The 22,798-nt window shown below is 43.9% G+C and carries 16 protein-coding genes; 15 read left to right on the top strand and 1 reads right to left on the bottom strand.

Annotation, left to right across the window (positions count from 1 at the left end; genetic code table 11):
• Positions 1-6: 6 nt before the first annotated feature.
• The 4 genes from K1T76_RS12115 to K1T76_RS12100 all read left to right on the top strand — a co-directional run bounded on the left by K1T76_RS12115 (position 7) and on the right by K1T76_RS12100 (position 4,913).
• Positions 7-1,500: a UDP-N-acetylmuramoyl-L-alanyl-D-glutamate--2,6-diaminopimelate ligase gene (locus K1T76_RS12115; RefSeq protein ID WP_230245478.1), complete on the top strand. Its 1,494-nt coding sequence runs from the start codon at positions 7-9 to the stop codon at positions 1,498-1,500.
• Between the two features lie 9 nt (positions 1,501-1,509).
• Entirely contained in the window at positions 1,510-2,919 is a 1,410-nt protein-coding gene (locus K1T76_RS12110) for a UDP-N-acetylmuramoyl-tripeptide--D-alanyl-D-alanine ligase (protein WP_230245477.1), read from the top strand.
• Positions 2,920-4,038 (top strand): phospho-N-acetylmuramoyl-pentapeptide-transferase, encoded by a 1,119-nt coding sequence (gene mraY, locus K1T76_RS12105; protein WP_230245476.1) that lies wholly within the window; start codon positions 2,920-2,922, stop codon positions 4,036-4,038.
• Positions 4,039-4,109: 71 nt separating this feature from the next.
• Positions 4,110-4,913: a putative RNA methyltransferase gene (locus tag K1T76_RS12100; protein ID WP_230245475.1), complete on the top strand. Its 804-nt coding sequence runs from the start codon at positions 4,110-4,112 to the stop codon at positions 4,911-4,913.
• A gap of 70 nt (positions 4,914-4,983) precedes the next feature.
• On the opposite strand, the gene ponA is transcribed toward K1T76_RS12100, so the two are convergent.
• Positions 4,984-7,536: a penicillin-binding protein PBP1a gene (ponA, locus tag K1T76_RS12095; RefSeq protein ID WP_230245474.1), complete on the bottom strand. Its 2,553-nt coding sequence runs from the start codon at positions 7,534-7,536 to the stop codon at positions 4,984-4,986.
• Positions 7,537-7,705: 169 nt separating this feature from the next.
• Here ponA and K1T76_RS12090 point away from each other — a divergent pair, with 169 nt between their 5' ends.
• The 11 genes from K1T76_RS12090 (at position 7,706) to K1T76_RS12040 (ending at position 22,779) form a co-directional block, all read left to right on the top strand.
• Complete coding sequence (locus K1T76_RS12090; RefSeq protein ID WP_230245473.1) at positions 7,706-8,764, top strand: pilus assembly protein PilM; 1,059 nt, start codon at positions 7,706-7,708, stop codon at positions 8,762-8,764.
• The gene (locus K1T76_RS12085) at positions 8,764-9,399 is read left to right on the top strand and encodes a PilN domain-containing protein (RefSeq protein WP_230245472.1); all 636 of its coding nucleotides are present in this window, start codon (positions 8,764-8,766) and stop codon (positions 9,397-9,399) included. Before K1T76_RS12090 ends, K1T76_RS12085 begins: the two co-directional genes overlap by 1 nt.
• Positions 9,396-10,103 carry a type 4a pilus biogenesis protein PilO gene (locus K1T76_RS12080; protein WP_230245471.1) on the top strand — a complete coding sequence of 236 codons (708 nt, stop codon included), beginning with the start codon at positions 9,396-9,398 and terminating at the stop codon, positions 10,101-10,103. Before K1T76_RS12085 ends, K1T76_RS12080 begins: the two co-directional genes overlap by 4 nt.
• Positions 10,103-10,627, top strand: a complete 525-nt coding sequence (locus K1T76_RS12075) for a pilus assembly protein PilP (RefSeq protein ID WP_230245470.1) — start codon at positions 10,103-10,105, stop codon at positions 10,625-10,627. Before K1T76_RS12080 ends, K1T76_RS12075 begins: the two co-directional genes overlap by 1 nt.
• Before the next feature lie 60 nt (positions 10,628-10,687).
• Entirely contained in the window at positions 10,688-12,829 is a 2,142-nt protein-coding gene (pilQ, locus tag K1T76_RS12070) for a type IV pilus secretin PilQ family protein (protein WP_230245664.1), read from the top strand.
• A 37-nt stretch (positions 12,830-12,866) separates the two neighbouring features.
• A complete protein-coding gene (aroK, locus tag K1T76_RS12065; protein WP_230245469.1) occupies positions 12,867-13,409 on the top strand; it encodes a shikimate kinase AroK in 543 nt (180 codons plus the stop codon).
• 19 nt (positions 13,410-13,428) lie between these two features.
• Entirely contained in the window at positions 13,429-14,508 is a 1,080-nt protein-coding gene (gene aroB, locus K1T76_RS12060) for a 3-dehydroquinate synthase (RefSeq protein ID WP_230245468.1), read from the top strand.
• Positions 14,509-14,517: 9 nt separating this feature from the next.
• Positions 14,518-15,363 (top strand): hypothetical protein, encoded by an 846-nt coding sequence (locus tag K1T76_RS12055; RefSeq protein WP_230245467.1) that lies wholly within the window; start codon positions 14,518-14,520, stop codon positions 15,361-15,363.
• A 545-nt stretch (positions 15,364-15,908) separates the two neighbouring features.
• On the top strand, positions 15,909-20,384 hold the full coding sequence (gltB, locus tag K1T76_RS12050; protein ID WP_230245466.1) for a glutamate synthase large subunit: 4,476 nt from the start codon (positions 15,909-15,911) through the stop codon (positions 20,382-20,384).
• Positions 20,385-20,475: 91 nt separating this feature from the next.
• Complete coding sequence (locus tag K1T76_RS12045; RefSeq protein ID WP_230245465.1) at positions 20,476-21,897, top strand: FAD-dependent oxidoreductase; 1,422 nt, start codon at positions 20,476-20,478, stop codon at positions 21,895-21,897.
• Positions 21,898-22,188: 291 nt separating this feature from the next.
• Positions 22,189-22,779 carry a LemA family protein gene (locus K1T76_RS12040; protein ID WP_019836149.1) on the top strand — a complete coding sequence of 197 codons (591 nt, stop codon included), beginning with the start codon at positions 22,189-22,191 and terminating at the stop codon, positions 22,777-22,779.
• Positions 22,780-22,798: the final 19 nt, after the last annotated feature.

Genomic DNA, 22,798 nt, shown 5'->3' with positions numbered 1-22,798 from the left:
TGACGCATGTCTATCAGCTTTCAACATATTTACCGCAGTTCTCGCGTTGCAGATTGGATGACACAAGACTTTCAGGGCTTTCAGCTCGACAGCCGCCATGTTACACCAGGGCAAATTTTTATTGCTCTGACCAGTTTGTCGCAGCCTGAAAAAACCGCTCAATTTGCACAAGCCGCTTTAGATCAAGGGGCTTTGGCGGTGATTTCGGAAACTGAACTGGCAGTTGCCAATAATTTGGTAGTGCCTGATGTGCGTCAGCGCATGGGACACTGGCAAAAACAATATTTACAAGCGCGACAGCCCATACCTTTGGCACGTATGCTTGCTGTTACGGGGACCAATGGTAAAACCACCATTTCACGTTTAATTGCCGAATTGTTGATGTTGCAAGCTCAACGCTGTGCGGTAATGGGTACCACGGGCAATGGAATTTTGCCTAATTTGGAAGCTTCAACGCATACCACTTTAGATGCCTTGCAACTGCAAAATGCTTTATACAGCTATGCACAACAAGGCGCAAAATTTGCCGCAATTGAAGCCAGTTCACACGGTTTAGAGCAAGGGCGCTTAAATGGTTGCGATATTGAAATTGCGGTATATAGCAACCTGAGCCGTGACCATTTGGATTATCACGGGACTTTAGAGGCGTATGCTGCAGCCAAAGCGATGCTGTTTCAGTTTTCCAGTTTAAAAGTTGCCATTATCAATTTAGATGATCAATATGCAGGCATCATGTTGCAAGCGGCTCAACAGAATCCTGCTCAACCAAAAATTTTGACCTATTCCACGCAGCAGGCGGCAGATTATCAAGCACAGCAGATTGAATACAGTCTGAATGGCGTACGTTTCCAGCTAAAAACTGCTACGGCAGAATATGTGGTGCAAAGTCCGTTGCTTGGACATTTTAATGTTGAAAATTTGCTGGCGAGTTTAATTGCCGCAGAGCAAGCAGGTTTTGCATTGCCAGATTTAATCCAAACGACTGCACAACTTCAAGGCGCACCGGGGCGTATGCAAGTGTTGCGTGATGCAGAGCGTTTATTTGTAGTGGATTATGCGCATACGCCAGATGCCCTTATTCAGGTGCTGCAAACTCTAAAACGTCATGTCAGCGCACAGCTTTGGGCGGTATTTGGCTGTGGTGGAGATCGGGATCGTGGCAAGCGTCCCCTGATGACTCAAGCGGCATTAGATTATGCCAATGTTGTGCTTTTGACCTCAGATAACCCGCGTACAGAAGATCCTTTGCAAATTTTTGCCGATATGCAAACTGGTGTAGATTTGTCGGTAGCACAGAGCCATGAAATTCATGATCGTCGTGAAGCGATTAAATATGCCGTCAAACATGCGCAATCGGGTGATATTGTCTTGATAGCAGGCAAAGGCCATGAAAATTATCAAGAAATAGATGGGGTAAGACACTGGTTTGACGATGTGGTTGAAGTGCAATCTGCGATTGATGCACAACATTGTTCAGCTACTGCTTATCCTGCCCAATAAGGAATTTGTATGCACACTTCCACCACCAGTACCGCAATTTTAGAACCTTGGACTGCCGAACAACTCAAACAAGCAACACAGGGTTATTGGTTTAATGGGCAAACACCGCAATGCGACATTCAACGTATTTTGACCGATTCACGTCATGCCAAAGCAGGCGATGCCTTTTTGGCTTTAAAAGGTGAGCGTTTTGATGCACATGACTTTGTGGCACAAGTGGCGGCACAGGGTTGTTCTATGGCAATTGTCAGCCAGCCTGTAGACGCAGATATTTGCCAATTGGTCGTGCCTGATACTCGTTTGGCCTTAGGGTACTTGGGCGCATTTCGTCGTCAGCAACATCCACAATTAAAAGTGATTGCGTTAACAGGCAGTAGTGGCAAAACCACCACCAAAGAAATGCTGGGTAGTATTTTGTCGCGTTTGGCACCGACTTTAATTACTCGTGGCAACCTGAATAATGACTTGGGTGTGCCGATGATGTTGTTGGAGTTGAATGCAAGCCATCAATATGCAGTGATGGAATTAGGCGCCAGTCATCAAGGTGAAATCGATTACACATCAAACTTGGTGCAGCCGCAGGTGGCAGGCATTATCAATATTGGTACTGCGCATTTGGGTGAGTTTGGTGGACGTGAGGGCATTTGTCGGGCTAAGTCTGAAATTTATGCACATATTGCCCCACAAGGCACGGCCATTGTCCCTGCTGCCGATGATTTTGCCGAACAGATTCGGCAAGCGGTTCAGTCGGAACAGCGTCTAAGTTTTGGGGAAGGCGGTGATGTATTTGCGACAGACATTCAGTTGCAGCCACAATCGGCAAGTTTTTGTTTAAATACTGCCCAAGGTGTGCGTCAGGTTCATTTACCCTTTGCAGGTGAACACAATGTACAAAATGCCACGGCAGCTGCTGCTTTTGCACTGGCAATTGGCGTAAGTTTAGATGATATTGTCGCAGGCTTAGAGCAGGCACAAGGCGCAAAAGGACGCTTGAACTTTATTCAGCAAGGCACACATTTGTTCATTGACGACACCTATAATGCCAATCCAACCTCTATGCGTGCTGCAGGCGAAGTCCTTGCACAGCAAACAGGGGTGCGAGTTATGGTCATTGGTGATATTGGTGAGTTGGGCAATAGTGCAGCACAACAGCACTATATGTTGGGGCGTGACTTGGTGTCTATTCGTGGCATCAACTTTGTGGTGGCTGTCGGTGAATTTGCACCCGCGACCCAAGAAGGTGCACGTAGTACCCAATATGGAAAAAAATTACAGGCTTTTGTCACTCAAGAACAAGCCTTACCGTTTTTAATTGATCTGGTAAAAACACATCAACCTCAGTCCATGAGTTTCCTATTTAAAGGTTCTCGTTATACCCATATGGAAACGTTGATGGCTGCATTGATGGAGAAAATTTAAATGCTGTTATGGTTATTTGAACAGCTGGCGGGCTATAACAGCTCCTTTCAGGTGGTTCGTTATTTAACATTACGTTCATTACTGAGTGTATTGACTGCGCTTGGCATCGGTTTGGTGCTAGGTCCTGTGATGATTCGTAAACTGCAAGCATTGAAATACGGTCAAGCAGTCAGCTCTTATGCACCTGAAGGACATGCCAAAAAAATGGGTACGCCAACCATGGGCGGGGTATTAATCCTACTTTCCATTGGTATTTCGACCCTATTATGGGCAGATTTATCTAACCCTTATGTCTGGATTGTACTGGCGGTCATGGTGATTTTTGGCGCCGTAGGCTGGGCAGATGACTGGATTAAAATTCGCTACAAAGACAATGCGGGTTTGCCTGCGCGTAAAAAGTTCTTTTGGACTTCGGTCGCATCATTGGGTGCGGGTATTGCATTGTATGTGATTGCAAGCCAACAACCAAATCCTACACAAACCGCAGATATGTTGGATGTGTTGATTCCATTCTTTAAAGATTTCAGCATTCCTTTATCTTTGATTCCACTCGGTGTTGGCTTCATTATCTTTACTTATTTGGTGATTAACGGTGCCTCAAATGCGGTAAACCTGACCGATGGTTTAGATGGCTTGGCGATTATGCCAATCGTGCTGGTTGCGGCCGGTTTGGGTGTATTTGCCTACTTGGCGGGGGATGTTCGTTTTGCTGATTATCTGCACATTCCTTATGTGAAATATGCGTCTGAGTTGGTGGTGATTTGTGCCGCGATGATTGGTGCGGGCTTAGCCTTCCTGTGGTATAACGCGCATCCTGCACAAGTCTTTATGGGCGATGTCGGTGCACTGTCTTTGGGGGCAATGCTGGGTACGATTGCCGTCATGGTACGTCAGGAAATCGTGTTTGCGATTATGGGTGGGGTGTTTGTGGTGGAAGCCATTTCGGTATTCTTGCAAATTGGTTCACTACGTATGCGCAATAAACGGGTATTCTTAATGGCGCCGTTGCATCACCACTATGAAAAGAAAGGCTGGCGTGAAACTCAAGTGGTGATTCGTTTCTGGATTATCACAATTATGCTGGTGGTTTTAGGTTTAATGACTTTAAAATTACGTTAAGCCTATCCAACCGAAAATTTTAAAAGTCGGCACTCGCCGACTTTTTTATGTGGTTCACTCTGGAGAAAATGATGAATTTGCTGATGTGTCCTGTGTGTCGTCAGGTCTTACAACTGCATGACAGAACGTGGCGCTGTGCCAGCAACCACAGTTATGATGTTGCGAAACAAGGCTATGTCAACTTGCATGTCGTGCAGCATAAGCACAGTAAAAATCCGGGGGATACACCTGCTTCGGTGCAGGCACGTCGTGCATTTTTAAGTGCAGGGCATTATGCGCCCTTGCAACAGGCAGTGGTGCAAAAAATTCGCACCTTACGCATCGAAAATTTGTTGGATATTGGCTGTGGTGAAGGCTATTACACCGCTGCCATGCAAGGCGAAGTGTTGCAGTGTGTTGGGGTGGATATTGCCAAGAATGCCGTACAAGTGGCGGCGAAACTGAATCCCGCAGTGACTTGGGTGGTGGGGACAGGGGCAACTTTGCCTGTTTTAGAACATTGTATTGATTTATGTGCCAGCTTGTTTAGCCCAATTCCACAACAGGAAATTTTGCGGGTTTTAAAACCACAAGGCTATTTGTTGGTAGTAACGCCTGCGTCTGAGCATTTATTGGCGATGCGTCAAGCTTTGTTTGAAGAAGTGAAGCCGCATGAACCTGAAAAATTTATCGCTCAATTGCAAGATGACTTTGATTTAGTCGATGCTAGCGTGGTGGAAACGCCGTTACAGCTCAATCAAAACGATTTAAATCATTTAATTGCTATGACACCTTATGCTTACAAAGCCAAAGCAGAGCGTCGTCAGACCTTGGAACAACAAACCCAATTTGATGTGACAGCACAGCATCAAATTTATCTGTTTCAGAAAAAGTAAGCTTGAATAGCCCATAAAAAAAGCCCTCATCTTTACGTAAGAGGGCTTTTTTCTGACTGCATGTCTGTGGTTATAAGACTTCATCAATTAAGTTTTCTAACGCATCGGGAGCAGGTTTAGGTGCTGCATTTGGTTTGGCAGGGCTGTTGTTTGGCGCTTGCATGGCAGGCGGTGCAGTGTTTTCAGGAATTAATACCTCATCGCCTGGTAAATCGTCAAAATCACGCTCAGGCGCACGTGCTGGCGCAACAGGTACAGGTCGATATAGTGGACGTGCCAAAGGCGGTGAAGCACGATAATCCTGCTTCTGTTCTGCATTCATTTGATTGAGTTCACGTTGTGGCGCTTTGGCTTTGCTGTCTAAACTGACCCATGCTTCAGGTGTGCCTTTAAGTGCATTGCCCATAAAATCTGTCCAAATTGGCAGCGCTGCGACACCCCCATATTCACGACGTCCTAAAGTGGTAGGTTGGTCAAAGCCGACCCAAGCTACAGTCACTAGTTTGCCGTTAAAACCTGCAAACCAAGCATCTTTGGCGTCGTTGGTGGTTCCTGTTTTACCGCCAATATCGCCACGACCAATTCTCAGCGCAGCACGTCCAGTACCATGTTGAATTACGTCACGTAAAATATTGGACATATCATACGCCGAGCTAGATTTTAAAATACGTTGTGCCTGTTTGTACTGACTACGCTCTGCCAATAATTGTGGATCCTGTTCAGCTTGTGCCAGTTTTTTATTGGTCACTTCAATCACTTCATCATCGGGCGTGGTGGCTTCGGCACTTTCAGTTGTTTGTTCTTTGGAATTAATACAAGCAATACACGCATATTCAGGATTGGCTTGATAAATCACCTTGCCATAAGCATCTTCAATACGGTTAATGAAGTGCGGTTGAATACGGTAACCACCGTTGGCAAAAGTGGCATAGCCCGTTGCCATTTGAATAGGCAAAACTTGTGGTGTACCTAATGCAATCGTGTAGTTACGCGGAATCTGATCTTCCTGTAAACCAAAATCCATGAATAGTTGGCGGGTACGCTCAATACCGACTTCTTGTAATAAGCGTACCGAAACCGTGTTACGAGATAAATAGAGTGCACGACGTAACGGAATCATGCCTAAATGACGACCATCGGAGTTACGTGGTGACCATTTACCAATGGTGATTGGACTGTCATTGACCATGGTGTGTGGTGTCATACCACGCTCTAAAGCCAGTGCATAGACAAAAGGTTTAATGGTAGAACCTGGTTGGCGCCAACCTTGTAAAGTACGGTTGAATTTGGATTGATAGAAATTATATCCACCCACCAATGCTTCAATGGCGCCGTTATTCGGGTTAATTGCCACCAATTGACCTTGCACTTTAGGTACTTGTACTAATGACCAAGCGGTTTTATTATCATTTGGGCGTAAACGGACAATATCTTTGACTTTTACAATCTGTGCCGCGCGACTTGGCGCATTGCCTATACTATTGGCGTTGCGATAGGGGCGCGCCCAAGACATACCTGACCACGGTACAGTAACCGTTGTGCCATCTTGCATTAACGCTTCAAAAGAATTATTGAGCACTTTGCTAACTTGCGCAGGGTAGGTATTGGCATAAGCACGAAACTCATGCAGAGGCTTGTCATGTGCCTCTGCACCACGCCATCCATGACGACGATCATAGGCTTCTAAACCTTCTTGCACCGCCTGTTCAGCATACATCTGACGTTTGCTGTCTACCGTCGTGTAAACTTTATAGCCCGAATCAACCGCTTGTTCGCCAAATTTACTGACCAGTTCAGCACGTACCATTTCTCCAATATAGGGATGTTTATTGCTAATGCTACGGTCTGGCATATCTAAATTAATGGGTTCAGCAATCGCTTTTTGGTACTCATTTTGGTTGATATACCCTAATTGCAACATGCGTCCTAAAATCCAGTTGCGACGCTCCAAAGCACGCTCAGGATTCACTACAGGATTGTAGCGTGAAGGTGCTTTAGGTAAGCCTGCAATCATAGCCATTTGTGCAATCGACAGTTCTTCTAGGCTTTTGTTGTAATAAATTTTGGCAGCTGCCGCGATACCATAAGCATTTTTACCCAAAAAGATTTTATTGACGTACAAGGTCAAAATTTCTTCTTTGCTCAGATTTTGTTCAATTTTACGTGCTAAAAAGATTTCGGTAAGTTTGCGCTTTAAGGTGCGTTCAGGGCTTAAATAATAATTTTTCGCAACTTGCATGGTAATGGTCGAACCGCCCGTTTGCACATTGGAGCCTGTTACGGCCTCGCTCACCGCGCGCCCCAAACCTTTGAAGCTGATTCCACTGTGTTCAAAAAAAGCAGAATCTTCAGCTGCCAAGAACGCAAAAATGAATTTTTCAGGAATATGTTCGTAGTCGACAGGTACAGAAAGTTTGCCGCCATACTCGGCAATCAGCTCATTATCGGCACTGTACACCTGCAATGGCTTTAGTAATGGTGCTTTTTTTAAGGTGGTCATTTCTGGCAAAGATGGGGCAATATAGAGATACATGCCATAGAAACCCATCGGTATTGCGACCAAAATTATAATTATGATCAAAAAAAATGGATGAACACGACCCGAACAAGATAGCTTTTTCATAACAAGTGCGTTTTAATAAGCGCTAATAGCAAACTAATTGCTGGTCAGTATAGCGAGTAGATTTACGGATTGTTAGATGAATTATTGTATCCGTAAAAAATTATAGACCAGCGCGGATTAGTAGGTTAAATTTTTTTGGGGATAAAAAAATAATAGGAATGGTATTATCGTGCGTAGGTTATATCGTAAGCCAAGTAAGGGGTTAATAGGTGTAGATATTAGTTCTACTTCTGTTAAATTATTAGAACTCTCTGTTAAGAATGGGAGATATTGGGTCGAAAGCTATGCGCTGGTCCCTCTTCCAGAAGGCAGTGTGGTCGAAAAAAACATTCTCAATCCAGAAGCAGTCGGGGATGCGCTTGAACGTGCATTGAACTTAGCAAACACGCAATCTACATCTGCAGCCTTAGCAATTCCAACATCAATGGTAATTACCAAAATCATCGAAATGGATGCAGATATGACCAGCGATGAGCGTGAAGTTCAAATTCGTATGGACGCCGAGCAATATATTCCATTCCCATTAGACGAAGTTAGTCTGGACTTTGAAGTTTTACCAGATCGCTTAGCCAATCCAAACCGAGTCAATGTGTTACTGGTTGCGACACGTTTAGAAAACGTCGAAGCACGAGTAGAAGCATTAGAGTTGGGTGGTTTGAAAGCCAAAATTGCCGATGTCGAAAGTTTTACCATCGAAAATGCCTTTAAAGTGTTCTCCGATACCCTGCCAATGGGTGTGAACACTATTGGTATTTTGGACATTGGTCATAGCATGACTACCTTGTCGGTGCTGCAAAATAACAAAATTATTTATACCCGCGAACAAACCTTTGGTGGTAAGCAGCTGACACAAGAAATTCAAAACCGTTATGGTTTGTCTTATGAAGAAGCAGGTCGCGCGAAAAAAAGCCGTACTTTGCCAGATGACTACGATGTAGAAGTGCTCGAACCGTTCTTAGAGGCGGTGGTGCAACAAGCTGCACGCTCACTGCAGTTTTTCTTTTCATCTTCACAATTTAACGAAATTGATCACATTTTATTGGCAGGGGGGAATGCCAATATTCCAGGTCTTGCGAAGTTGTTGCAGCAAAAACTGGGCTACCGTGTGACCATTGCCAATCCATTCTTGCAAATGGGCTTCTCTCCACAAATCGACATTAAAAAAATTGAAAGTGATGCACCGTCATTGATGGTGGCATGTGGTTTAGCAATGAGGAGTTTTGATTAATGGCAAAGATTAACTTACTCCCTTGGCGCGATGAGCTAAGAGAAAAACGAAAAAAAGAATTTATTGTATTTTGTATTGCAGCGGCTGCTGTTGGGGTGTTATTGGTGACTTTAGCGTGGTTCTTCTATAACGCGAAGTTAGAAGATCAAGAACAAGCCAATCAATTGGTGATCAGCACCAACCAAAACCTAGATGTACAATTAAAATCTTTAGAAGGCTTGCAAGAACAGCGGAATGCTATTGTTGAGCGCATGAAGTTAATTCAGGGCTTGCAAAGTCAGCGTCCAATTGCTGTGCGTTTAGTGGATGAATTGGTGCGTGTGACACCAAGCAATATGTACTTAACCAAAGTGAGTCGGACAGGCAATAAATTTACTTTTGAAGGCAAGGCTGAAAGTCCAAATACAGTGGCTGAATTCTTGCGTAATTTGGAAGCATCGCCTTGGTATCGCAATGCATTTATGAATTCATTCTTAGCCAAAGAAGAAAATAAAGATAAAGCACCAAGCTCTGTGGTTCCTCGTCTAGAGGAAAGTTACGGTACTTTCGTAGTGACTTCAGATTTAGAAGATATTGCGATTCCTGTAACACCAACAGAACCTAATCCAACATCAGCAGCGGGGGCAGCACAATGAGTCTCGATGAATATGATGAAGTAAATCAGGATGCTGCTGTTGCTCCGAAAAAGAAAATGACCGTTGAAAAGTTTTTTCAACAGTTCAATACTCTAGATCCAAACAATTATGGTGCTTGGCCGCTTTCGGTCAAAATTACCTGCTGGATTTTTATTATTTTCTTGATTTTGGCTTTAGGTTATTTTGTCGTGATCAAGCCAAAGTTAGATGCCATTGCAGCAGCACAAGCACAAGAACAAAACTTGTTAAATGAGTTCCGTGAAAAAGATTCTAAATTGCGTAATTTGCAGCAATATCAAGCACAATTACAAGAAATGGAAGCGAACTTTAATCAACAACTTGAACAATTGCCAAAAGAAACTGAAATTCCAGGATTGGTTGAAGATATTAACGTCACTGGCGTGAATTCAGGTTTAAAGTTTAAAAACATTCGTTTAGAGAATGAGATTAGGCAAGAGTTCTTTATTGAACAGCCAATTTCAATTGAAGCAACAGGTGATTACCATGCCTTTGGTTCATTCGTGAGCGGTACAGCAGCATTGCCACGTATTGTGACCATGCACGACTTTGAAATTGTAGCGACTGAAAATACAGACAAGAAAACTGATATTCCGCAAGTAACCTATAAAGCGCAAGCAAAAACTTATCGTTATGTAGGCAGTGCAGATACACAAACTGCGGGTAATGTTGGAGGGGCTGAATAATGAAAATTAAAAAGCTTTCGTTGGCTCTGATGGCGACTTTGTTGATGGTAGGTTGTGATTCACGGATTGATGCTGTGAATACACAAATGGCTGAAATTCGTAATCAGCCGCCACTGCCAATTGAACCCGCACCTGTGTTTGAACCTGCACCAACTTTTAACTATGCAGCACACCAGCTCAAAAGCCCATTTATGCCTAGTTCATTGGCGGCAGAGCTTAAAATAATGGCAGGGAAACGCGTTTATCCGAACCTTGCTCGCCAGTTACAACCCTTGGAAAATTACGCGCTTGAATCACTGACCATGAAAGGCAGTATGCGTCAAAATGGTCAAATTTTGGCATTGATTCAAACACCAGACGGTGAAATTGAGCGTATCCAACGTGGTAGCTATATGGGGGTAAATCATGGTCGTGTAGTAAATATTACACCTACACAAATTGATTTAATCGAAATTATTCCAGATGGTCGTGAAGGTTATGTAGAACGTCCAAGAAGTTTAGTTTTAATTGGGCCTGCGCCATAAATTAAAGGAATAAAAATGAATAACAGTGTGAAAGATTTTATTTTTGGGGATGGTAATACAATGAACAATTTGTTCCGTCAGTTTTCAATGGGTGCAGTCGCAATGGCCGTGATGCAAGTTGCCAATGCCCAAGTCAGCATTACCAACATCGTACCCATGCAAATTCCGGGGCAGGGCACCGAAATTCGTGTGATATTTAATGGTTTGCCACCACAACCTGCTGCATATCAGCTCGAACAACCTTCCCGCTTGATTCTAGATTTTGATAAAGCACAACAAACCCTGAAACAAAACAGTGTTGCTGTTGCGACAAAAGAAGCCAGTTCTGTAGAGGTCAGTTCAGATGCACAGCGTTCACGTTTAACTGTGAACTTAGCAGATGCGGGGGCATTCACCACGCGGGTTGAAGGCAACACCTTTATTTTAAAAATCAACTCAAAAACGGCAACCCCTGCGGCTGCCGTGACTGCTCAACGTAGCGCACAAGGCGTTTCCAATATTGGTTTCCAGCGCGGCGGTGAAGGTGAAGGTCAGGTGGTGATTGATCTACTCGGTAGCAATACGCCTGTAGATGTGCAGCAGCAAGGTAGCAAAATTGTGGTACGTACTTTAGGTAATAAAATACCTGCACATTTGGCGCGTCGTTTAAATGTCAATGATTTTGCAACACCTGTTTCGACCATTGATGCACACAATGATGGCAGCAATGGCGTGATTACTATTCAGGCTGCAGGCAGCTATGAATATATGGCATATCAAGCAGAAGACAAACTAACGATCAGCCTCAAACGCCCGGTTGATAAAAACCCGTTAAAACTTCGTGCAGCGCAAAGCTATACAGGCAAAAAGATTTCATTGGATTTCCAAGACATCGAAGTGCGTCGTGTATTGCAGTTACTGGCTGATTTCACAGGCGTAAACATGGTGGCAGCAGACACCGTGCAAGGTAACATTACCTTACGTTTAAAAGATGTACCTTGGGATCAGGCCTTAGATATTATCTTGAAAAGCAAAAACTTGGATAAGCGTCGTAATGGTAACGTCATCTGGATTGCGCCTGTTTCTGAATTGATTAAAGCCGAAGAAGAGGAAGCTAAGGCGATTGCGCAAAGTGTCAAGTTGGCGCCATTACAAACTGAATATATTCAATTGAACTATGCCAAAGCGGCAGATATTGAGAAGCTGATTACTGATGGTAAAAATGCCTCTAACTCACGTAGTGGTTCCAACACAAGTTCAAGTACTGACCCATTAGGTGATAGTGTGGGCAGCTTGCTCAGCCCTCGCGGTACAGTGTCGGTAGATCCACGTACCAATACCTTAATCATTAATGATACATCGGCAAAAATTGATCAGATTCGTCAAATGATTGATTTGCTTGATGTGTCTGTGAAGCAGGTGATGATTGAAGCACGTATTGTCCGTGCAACCACAGATTTCACCAAAGAAATGGGGGTGAAGTGGGGCATCTTGTCACAAGGGATTACCAACAATAATCACTTGTTAGTCGGTGGTAGTGATACGACCTTGTGGAACTTACGTGAACCAGAAAAAGATGATGATACGGGTGGTTGGAAGTATGAAATTGAACGTCCGCAAAACCTGAATGTCGATTTAGGAGTGACCAGTGCAGGTGCTAGCCGGATTGCCTTTGGTTTAATCAGTTTGTCTGACTTTATGCTAGATTTGGAATTGTCTGCATTACAAGCCGATGGTTACGGTGAAGTGATTTCTACACCAAAAATCCTGACTGCAGATAAGCAAAATGCCAAAGTCGCATCGGGTACTCAAATTCCGTATCAATCTTCTGAGGGTGGAGGTGTCAATGCGGTATCGACCACTGAATTTATTGATGCGACTTTAAGTCTGGATGTGACTCCAAGTATCACACCTGATGGTAAAGTTCAAATGCGATTAAATATTACCAGTGACTCACCAGGTGCAGCAACACCTACAGGTCAGCTCACCATTAACAAAAACGCCGTAAATACCAACGTTTTAGTGGACAATGGTGAAACTGTAGTCTTGGGCGGTATTTTTGAGCAACAAACGGCTAACTCTCAAACCAAGGTTCCATTCTTGGGCGATATTCCTTATATCGGACGTTTATTCCGTAAAGATGTTAAGTCGGAAAACAAACGTGAGTTACTGATTTTTGTTACACCACGAATTGTTAATGACAGTGTTTCAAGAAATCATTAATATATTTTCAATTTAAACAAAATTTATAGGTGACTCCTTGCTAAGCAAAGAGTTTGATACCCTACCAAATATCTATTTGGTAGGGCCGATGGGGGCAGGTAAGACTACTGTAGGACGCCATTTGGCGGAATTGTTAGGGCGTCAATTTCTAGACAGTGATCATGAAATTGAGCGTAAAACAGGCGCTACGATTCCTTGGATCTTTGAAAAAGAAGGCGAACAAGGGTTTCGTGGTCGTGAAACAGCAGTCATTGATGAGTTAACCACACGGCATAAACTTGTACTCGCTACAGGTGGTGGTGCGGTAACTCAAGCCTCGAATCGTGAATTTTTAAAACAACGCGGTATTGTTGTTTATCTATATACTCCTGTTGAAATTCAACTTCAGCGAACCTATCGCGACAAAAATCGTCCTTTACTTCAAGTCGAAAACCCCGAACAAAAATTACGCGATTTGCTTGCAGTGCGTGATCCGTTGTATCGTGAGGTGGCACATTATATTATTGAAACCAATCAGGGTGCTGCACGTGATTTGGCACAAAAAATATTAAATACGATTGTTTCAGAGCAAATATCTTAGGAAGAAAGCGACTCTTTTCATGCAGACTTTACATGTTGAACTCGGCGATCGCCGTTACCCTATTTTTATTGGTAGTGATCTTCAACCCCAAGAACTACTTGCACCTTATATTCAAGGGCGGCAAGTAATGATTGTAACCAATACCACGGTTGCAGCTTTGTATTTAAGTCACTATGTGACCGCTGTTGAAGCACTGGGCAAAAAAGTGGCAACCTGTATTTTGCCTGATGGAGAACAATACAAAGATATTCAGCATCTGACTCTTATTTTCGATGCTTTACTTGAAGCGGGTTTTAACCGCGACTGTACAGTGCTGGCTTTGGGTGGTGGCGTGATTGGCGATATGGCAGGCTTTGCTTCGGCAAGCTTCCAACGTGGGGTGTACTTCATTCAAGTACCGACCACTTTATTGTCACAAGTCGATTCAAGTGTGGGTGGCAAAACCGGGATTAATCATCCACTGGGTAAAAACATGATTGGCGCGTTTCAGCAACCACAAGTGGTGCTGGCCGATATGTCTCAACTAAATACTTTACCTGAGCGCGAGTTGTCTGCAGGCTTAGCCGAAGTCATTAAATATGCTCTTTTGGGAGATGTTGAGTTTCTAGAATGGCTTGAAACGCATATGGAAGCATTAGTGGCGCGTGATCCTGCTGTATTGGCAGAAGCGGTATATCGTTCATGTGCACACAAAGCACGTATTGTTGCCAATGATGAAAAAGAGCAAGGTGAGCGCGCTTTATTGAATCTTGGGCACACCTTTGGGCATGCAATTGAATCTTATTTGGGTTATGGTGAATGGTTACATGGTGAAGCTGTCGGGACAGGAATGGTGATGGCCGCTGATTTATCGCAGCGCATGGGCTGGATTTCTGCCGAAGATCTAGAGCGTACAAAAAAAATCATTTCTCGTGCTAATTTACCGATAGTATGTCCGAAAATTCCACTGGACAAGTTTTTGGCTTATATGGCACATGATAAAAAAGTGTTGAATGGTCAATTGCGTTTGGTGCTCATGAAGCAACTGGGTCAAGCCATCATCACCAAAGAGTTTGACTTAGAATTGATGAAACAGGCGATTATAGCCAATCAAGCATAAAGGCAGCATATGACAGCACTGCGTACACACTGGCAAAAAATTCAACAGTCGATTTGGTTGCTGGGCGCAATGCTGTGTTTATTGGCGGCACTGATTTTTTGGGCGGTGACTGACCGTGACGAACTGGTTGAAATTGAAAAACAACCTGAGTCTGAAATTGATCTGCAAATTCAACCTGAAAAGGTTGCTGCAACCACTTATTTAGGTGGTTTACAAGAAGAAGTTCGACCTTTGGAGCTCACCACGCGATTAACGGCTTCAGGCTTGCATGAGGCTGAATTTCGGGGTACTAAATTTATTCAGGAACAAAAAAATAACAGCACAATTGAATTGTTTCGGGTCAGTGATGAAAACATCATTAAAAGTTTTATTAAAAAGCAAACAGATCGGAGCAAACTGTTTTATATTCGTTTAAGTGGTGAGGGGCAGTCTGAACAATATGTGATGCTATATGGTAGTTTTGGCAATAAACGCGAAGCTGCACATGCATTGACAGCACTGCCATTCAAATTTCCTGAAACCATTCAGCCTGTAGTGGTGCAATTTGCAGATTATCGTCCTTATGTCAATGATTTAGGCGCAGATGAAATTCGATTGAGCACCAAATTATATGCAGTAAATTTACGTCCTGCAGCTGTGCCTGTAATCGATGAAAGTGTTTTAGCGCGTCCACCTGCAACCACAACGACTGCGCCGACTACGCAGGCTGTTGCCCCACAAAATAGTACCACCAGTACTACGATTACCCGCCGTGATCAGGAGGGTAATGTCGTGGATGTACAAAAATCACAAAGTGGTACTGCACCTGTTCAGCCCGATGCAACTGAACCTGAAGTGCGCGATCCTTTTAACTAATCACAAATATTTCCAATATTCTTTTAGCTTCATTTTAGTCATTCAAACCATCGCTTGCCTTTATTTGTTCTATTCTTTTTGTCTATGATTCGCATTGAGCTATTCTGGCTCAGTTGCACCAATTTGATCTAAAAATACTATTCTTCTCATGCATAATTGCGTTCTAAAATGGCGCAGCATGGTGTATAAAAATAATGAAGTGCACAAAAACAGTGCGAATTTGACTTAAAAATGCGATTTTATTTTACATTTATGCGGTGAATGCTGAAATTTGGTTATGGTTGAATAAAAAAATAAAGTTGGCATTATTTTTGCTTTTATTGGTGCGTGAATTGAGTTGTTGTCCCTATTTTGGCGCAAAAAAGATTCAATGATTGTGCGAAACTGTCAAATTTACCTGCTACATTCAAGTGTAAAAGTTGCGTAAATGAGAGATAGGTCATTTACTCTAAGTTGATGTTTAGAGTTGTAAATTGAGTTAAATCGCAAAAACAGATTGTTTAATTGGCCCAATTGGGCAAGTAAAAGAAGGGTACGCTATGCACATGCCATCGCCTAATACTGTAGCTCCCGCTCAAGGTTTATACCAACCGGATGAGTTTAAAGATAACTGTGGTTTCGGTTTAATTGCCCATATGCAGGGTGATGCAAGCCATGATCTCGTCAAGACTGCCATTCATAGCTTAAGTTGCATGACCCACCGTGGTGGTATTGCCGCAGACGGTAAAACGGGCGATGGATGTGGTTTGCTGTTGGCGATGCCAAAGCAATTTTTCCGTGAAGAAGCAAAACGCTTAAGTGACATTACTCTGAGCGAAATTTTTGCAGTGGGTACGGTATTTCTGAACCTTGACCCTGCTTTGGCGACACATGCTAAAAATATCCTGACCAAAGAAATTGAAGCAGAAGGCTGTAAAGTTTTGGCTTGGCGTGTGGTGCCAACCAATAATGACGCATTGGGCGAAATCGCCATGCAGTCTTTGCCTGCTTTTGAGCAAATTATTGTCAATTGCCCATTGGGTGTGACTGAAGTTGAATTTAACCGCAAATTATTCTTGGCGCGTCGTCGTGCCGAGCAGCAATTGACTGCCGATCCATATTTTTATGTGACCACGCTATGCTCAACCGTGATCAGCTATAAAGGTTTGATGATGCCTGCAGCGATTGCAGACTTTTATACCGACCTTGCCGATGAACGTCTGGCATCACATATTGTGGTGTTCCACCAGCGTTTCTCGACCAACACTTTGCCACGTTGGCCGTTGGCGCAGCCTTTCCGTTACTTGGCACACAATGGTGAAATCAACACCATTACCGCCAACCGGAACTGGGCGATGGCACGTACCCCTAAATTTGAAAATCCATTATTGCCAGGTTTGACAGAGCTAAACCCAATTGTAAACCGTACAGGTTCAGACTCCTCTAGCTTGGACAACATGCTGGAAATTCTGGTGGGTGGGGGAATGGATTTATTCCGTGCCTTGCGTATGCTGGTTCCGCCTGCATGGCAGAACGTAGAAACCATTGATGCCGATTTACGTGCTTTCTATGAGTTCAACTCTAAGCACATGGAAGCGTGGGATGGCCCAGCAGGTTTAGTAATTCAGGATGGCCGTCATGCCATCTGTATGCTGGACCGTAATGGCTTACGTCCTGCACGTTGGGTGATTACCAAAAACGGCTACATCACCTTGGCCTCTGAAATTGGGGTGTGGGGTTATGAGCCTGAAGATGTGATTTCTAAAGGACGTGTTGGTCCAGGTCAAATTTTGGTAGTCGATACCTTTACTGGCAAAGTGCTAGATACGCAGGATGTGAATAACCATCTGAAAAGAATGCGTCCTTATCGTGAATGGTTACGTGAAAATTCAATCCGTTTACAAGGTAGCCCAGAGCTTGAAGAATATTTATGTGATCACGGTTTAAAAGGCGATGCCTTAAAAGCTGCACAAAAAATGTTTATGGTGACCTTTGAAGAACGTGACCAGTTATTGCGTCCAATTGCAGAAAGTGGTCAGGAAGCTGTGGGTTCCATGGGTGATGATACGCCAATGGCAGTATTATCACGTCAGGTACGCCATGTGTCGGATTATTTCCGTCAGCAGTTCGCACAGGTAACCAATCCACCGATTGACCCATTGCGTGAATCGATCGTGATGTCTTTGGAAACCTGTTTAGGCCGTGAACAAAACGTATTTGAGCAAGGCCCAGAACATGCAGACCGCTTGATTATTTCAAGCCCTGTACTGACCAATTCCAAAATGCATCAGATTCGTACTTTAGGGCGTAAAGGCTATGAAATTGCCGACATCGATCTGAACTATGCAGAAAGTGAAGGTCTGCAAGCTGCTATTCAGCGTATTTGTGAAGCAGCTGCGCAAGCGGTGCGTGATGGAAAAACTTTATTGGTGCTTACTGATAAAAAAATCCGTGAAGGCTATTTGCCTGCCAATGCCGTCATGGCCACAGGTGCAGTACATCACTACTTAATTCAAGTCGGTTTACGTACCGATGCCAACATTATTGTCGAAACAGGTTTTGCTCGTGACCCACATCAATTTGCAGTATTGCTCGGTTTTGGTGCAACAGCGGTATATCCATATTTGGCTTATGATGTGATCAATGACTTGATTGCCAAAGGTGAATTATTGGGCGATCCAGTCTTTGCGCAAAGCAATTTCCGCAAAGGCATTGAAAAAGGCTTGCTCAAAGTTCTGTCTAAAATGGGTATTTCAACTGTAGCCTCTTACCGTGGTGGACAATTATTTGAAGCGGTTGGTTTGTCTGCTGAAGTGGTGAATACCTGCTTTAGCGGTGTGCCAAGCCGTATTCAGGGGGCAACCTTTGCCGACCTTGAAAATGATCAGAAAAAACTGGCAGACACTGCATGGAAATCACGTAAGCCGATTGATCAGGGTGGTTTGCTGAAATTTGTATTTGGCAAGGAATACCATGCCTTTAACCCAGATGTGATCAATGCCTTACACAAAGCGGTGCGTTCAGGCAATTATGCAGATTTTAAAGAATATGCAGAAATTGTAAATAATCGTCCAATTGCAACCATTCGTGATTTATTCAAGTTAAAAACAGACCATTCCATTGCCTTAGATCAAGTGGAGTCGGTTGAGCAAATCCTGCCACGTTTTGACTCTGCGGGGATGTCTTTGGGTGCGTTATCGCCAGAAGCACATGAAGCGATTGCCATTGCTATGAACACCATTGGTGGGCGTTCAAACTCAGGTGAGGGCGGTGAAGACCCTGCGCGTTATGGCACGATTCGTAACTCAAAAATCAAACAGATTGCTTCAGGGCGTTTCGGGGTAACCCCTGCTTACTTAACCTCTGCAGAAGTGTTGCAGATTAAAGTGGCACAGGGTGCAAAACCGGGTGAAGGTGGTCAGTTACCTGGCGGTAAAGTGAATGGCTTGATTGCACGTTTGCGTTACTCTGTGCCGGGTGTAACTTTGATTTCACCACCACCACACCACGATATTTATTCGATTGAAGACTTGTCACAATTGATTTTTGATTTAAAACAAGTCAATCCACAAGCCATGGTATCGGTCAAGTTGGTATCTGAACCAGGCGTGGGGACCATTGCAGCAGGTGTAGCCAAAGCCTATGCCGACTTCATTACCATCTCGGGCTATGATGGCGGTACAGCAGCATCGCCACTGTCATCTATTCACCATGCAGGTTCGCCGTGGGAATTGGGTTTAAGTGAGGCGCATCAGGCATTACGTGTGAATGACTTGCGTGGCAAAGTTCGTGTGCAAACCGATGGTGGCTTAAAAACTGGCCTAGATGTGGTGAAAGCGGCAATTTTAGGTGCGGAAAGCTTCGGTTTTGGTTCAACCCCAATGATTGCCTTGGGTTGTAAATACTTACGTATTTGCCACTTAAATAACTGCGCAACAGGGGTAGCGACTCAACAAGATCATTTGCGTCAGGAACACTATATTGGTGAACCACAAATGCTGATCAACTTCTTCACTTTCATTGCGGAAGAAACCCGTGAATGGTTAGCCGCATTGGGTGTGGCGAGCTTAAAAGACTTGATTGGCCGTACCGACTTGCTAGAAATTTTACCAGGTGAAACCGAAAAACATGCGCACTTAGATTTAAGTGCCTTGTTGGAATCGCACCCTGCGGCAGAAGGCAAAGCGCAATACTGTCAGGTTGAAGGCAATGCACCGTTTGATAAAGGTATCTTGGCTGAAAAAATGATTGCAGAAATGTTGCCTGCAATTGAAGCAGGTACAGGGGGCGAGTATTACTTTAATGTGAGCAACTGTGACCGTTCAATTGGTGCCCGTATTTCAGGTGAAATTGCGCGTCGTTATGGTAACTTGAGCATGGAACATCATCCTGTCAAATTGAACCTTACGGGTACAGCGGGACAATCTTTAGGTGTTTGGAATGCAGGAGGTTTGCATATCAAACTTGAAGGTGATGCCAATGACTATGTGGGTAAAGGCATGGCGGGTGGACGTATTTCCATCTTCCCACCAAAAGGTTCGCCGTTCCAAACGCAGAATACGGCCATTATTGGTAATACCTGTCTCTATGGTGCAACCGGTGGTAAATTATTTGCTGCAGGTACGGCAGGTGAGCGTTTCGCTGTTCGTAACTCAGGTGCTTTTGCAGTCATTGAAGGTGCTGGCGACCATTGCTGTGAATATATGACAGGCGGGATTGTAACGGTATTGGGCAAAGTGGGACATAACTTCGGTGCAGGTATGACAGGTGGTTTTGCCTATGTACTGGACTTAGATAATGACTTTGTAGACCGTTACAACCATGAACTGATTGAGCTGAATCGTATTTCAACGGAAGCGATGGAAGAACATAAAGCATTCTTAGGACGTATTTTAGATGAACACATTGCCGAAACAGGCAGTGCATGGGCTTATAAAATCCGCCATGAGTTTGATTTCTATAGCCGTAAATTCTGGCTGGTAAAACCAAAAGCTGCCAACTTGCAGACTTTGTTGAAAACCACCCAAGCAGATCCACAATAATCCACGACTCAGCATTCGGCAGATGTGGATAACTTTAGACTTATACCCAGTGTAAATGTCGCGTTATCCACATCCACCTACGGAGAAAGACATGGCAGAACGCCTACATAATGACTTTCAATTTCTGGATGTAGCACGCCAAGATCCAGAGAAAAAAGATCTCGATGTCCGCAAAAATGAGTTTGTGGAAATTTATAAACCGTTTACTGCAGAAGTGGCGGCCAATCAGACCCATCGTTGTTTGGGCTGTGGTAACCCGTACTGTGAATGGAAATGCCCTGTGCATAACTACATTCCGAACTGGCTTAAACTAATTTCGGAAGGTCGTGTTTTTCAGGCGGCAGAATTGTGTCATCAAACCAATACTTTGCCTGAAGTTTGTGGACGGGTTTGTCCACAAGACCGTTTGTGTGAAGGCGCATGTACCTTAAATGATGGTTTTGGTGCAGTGACCATTGGCAATGCCGAAAAGTACATTAACGATACTGCTTTTGCCTTGGGTTGGCGTCCAGATATGTCGCATGTGAAATGGACCGATAAAAAAGTTGCGATTATTGGTGCAGGCCCTGCAGGTTTGGGCTGTGCCGATATCTTGGTGCGTAATGGCGTCAAACCAGTGGTCTTTGACAAACGCCCTGAAATTGGTGGCTTACTGACCTTTGGTATTCCAGAATTTAAAATGGAAAAAGACGTGATGAAACGCCGCCGAGAAATTTTTTCTGGCATGGGGGTTGAATTCCGTTTAAATACCGAAATTGGTACAGATATCACGATTGAACAATTGCTTGCAGATTACGATGCCGTGTTTATGGGCATGGGCACTTATACCTATATGAAAGGTGGATTTGCCGGTGAAGATTTAGATGGTGTTTATGATGCGCTGGATTTCTTGATTGCCAATGTCAACCGTTGCCAAGGCTGGGAAAAAGACCCTGCAGAATACATTAGTGTTGAAGGCAAAAAAGTGATTGTACTGGGTGGTGGGGATACTGCCATGGACTGTAACCGTACATCTATTCGTCAAGGTGCGCAGCAAGTCACTTGTGCCTATCGTCGTGATGAAGCCAATATGCCAGGTTCACGCCGTGAAGTGACCAACGCCCGCGAAGAAGGGGTGAACTTCTTATTTAATCGCCAACCCATTGAAATTGTCGGTGAAAATGGCAAAGTCACAGGTGTTAAAGTGGTCACTACACAATTGGGTGAGCCTGACAGTCGTGGTCGTCGCAGCCCAGAGCCTGTGCCAGGTTCAGAAGAGGTTTTAGCTGCAGATGCGGTATTGCTTGCTTTTGGTTTCCGTGCCAGCCCTGCAGATTGGTTTGCCTCTGCCAATATTGGGGTAGATGGTTCAGGTCGTGTAGTTGCAGCAGAACAGCAAACATTTAAGTTCCAAACGTCTAACCCTAAAATTTTTGCAGGGGGCGATATGGTGCGTGGTTCTGATTTGGTCGTGACTGCAATTTGGGAAGGTCGTCAGGCGGCAGAAGGTATTTTAGATTATTTAGAGATCTAAACGAATTTGTTTTGCTTAGATCTTGAAAGGGCTGAGTTTTAAGGAATTCAGTCCTTTTTTATTGGATATTTTATCCCGCTCATCTTCTTGCGGAATATATTGCCATCCCTGAGCCATATATAGCCTAAGAGCAGAAATCTTAATATCAATTCAATCTGCTGTACAAGGTTATTGTTGGATGTAAACAGTTTGGTGATTCGCTCGATTAAACAAAATACACAAACAGGTCAGAATTTCACGTTAGAATGGAATCATTTCAAACAAATACAAAGAAAATTTAGAGGTTAATTTATGAATTTCACAAAAAAAACCATGCTCGCAGTGGCTTTAACCAGTACTTTGACATTAAGCGGATGTGGCTATAACACCTTACAAGTGAAAGATGAAGCCGTGACAGCATCTTGGTCAGAAGTCCAAAACCAATATCAACGCCGTGCTGATTTAGTGCCAAACTTGGTGAATGTGGTCAAAGGCTATGCCAAGCATGAAGAACAAGTCTTGACTGAAGTCACTCAGGCACGTGCCAATGTCGCAGGCTTAAAAGTGGATAAGTCGGTATTAGAAGACCCTGCGTTATTCCAGAAATATCAGGAAGCACAGGCGCAAATGACCAGTGCCTTATCACGTTTAATTGCGGTGTCTGAAAATTATCCAGACTTAAAAGCCAATGAGCAATTCCGTGATTTACAAGTACAACTAGAAGGCACAGAAAACCGTATTGCCGTGGCGCGTAACCGTTACATCAGCACAGTGCAAGACTTTAACAGCTATGCACGCCAGTTCCCGCAAGTAATGACCGCCAAAGTGATTGGCATGGACACCAAACCAAACTTCAGTGCCGAGCAAAGCGCACAAACTGCACCGAAAGTTTCGTTTGAATAACGCCTAGGAGGATGTCTGG

This window comes from Acinetobacter sp. PW68 (assembly GCF_020982655.1).
Classification (GTDB): Bacteria; Pseudomonadota; Gammaproteobacteria; order Pseudomonadales; family Moraxellaceae; genus Acinetobacter; species Acinetobacter towneri_A.
The sequence above is the reverse complement of the archived record's forward strand: the minus strand, read 5'-3'. Positions and strand labels throughout refer to the sequence as shown.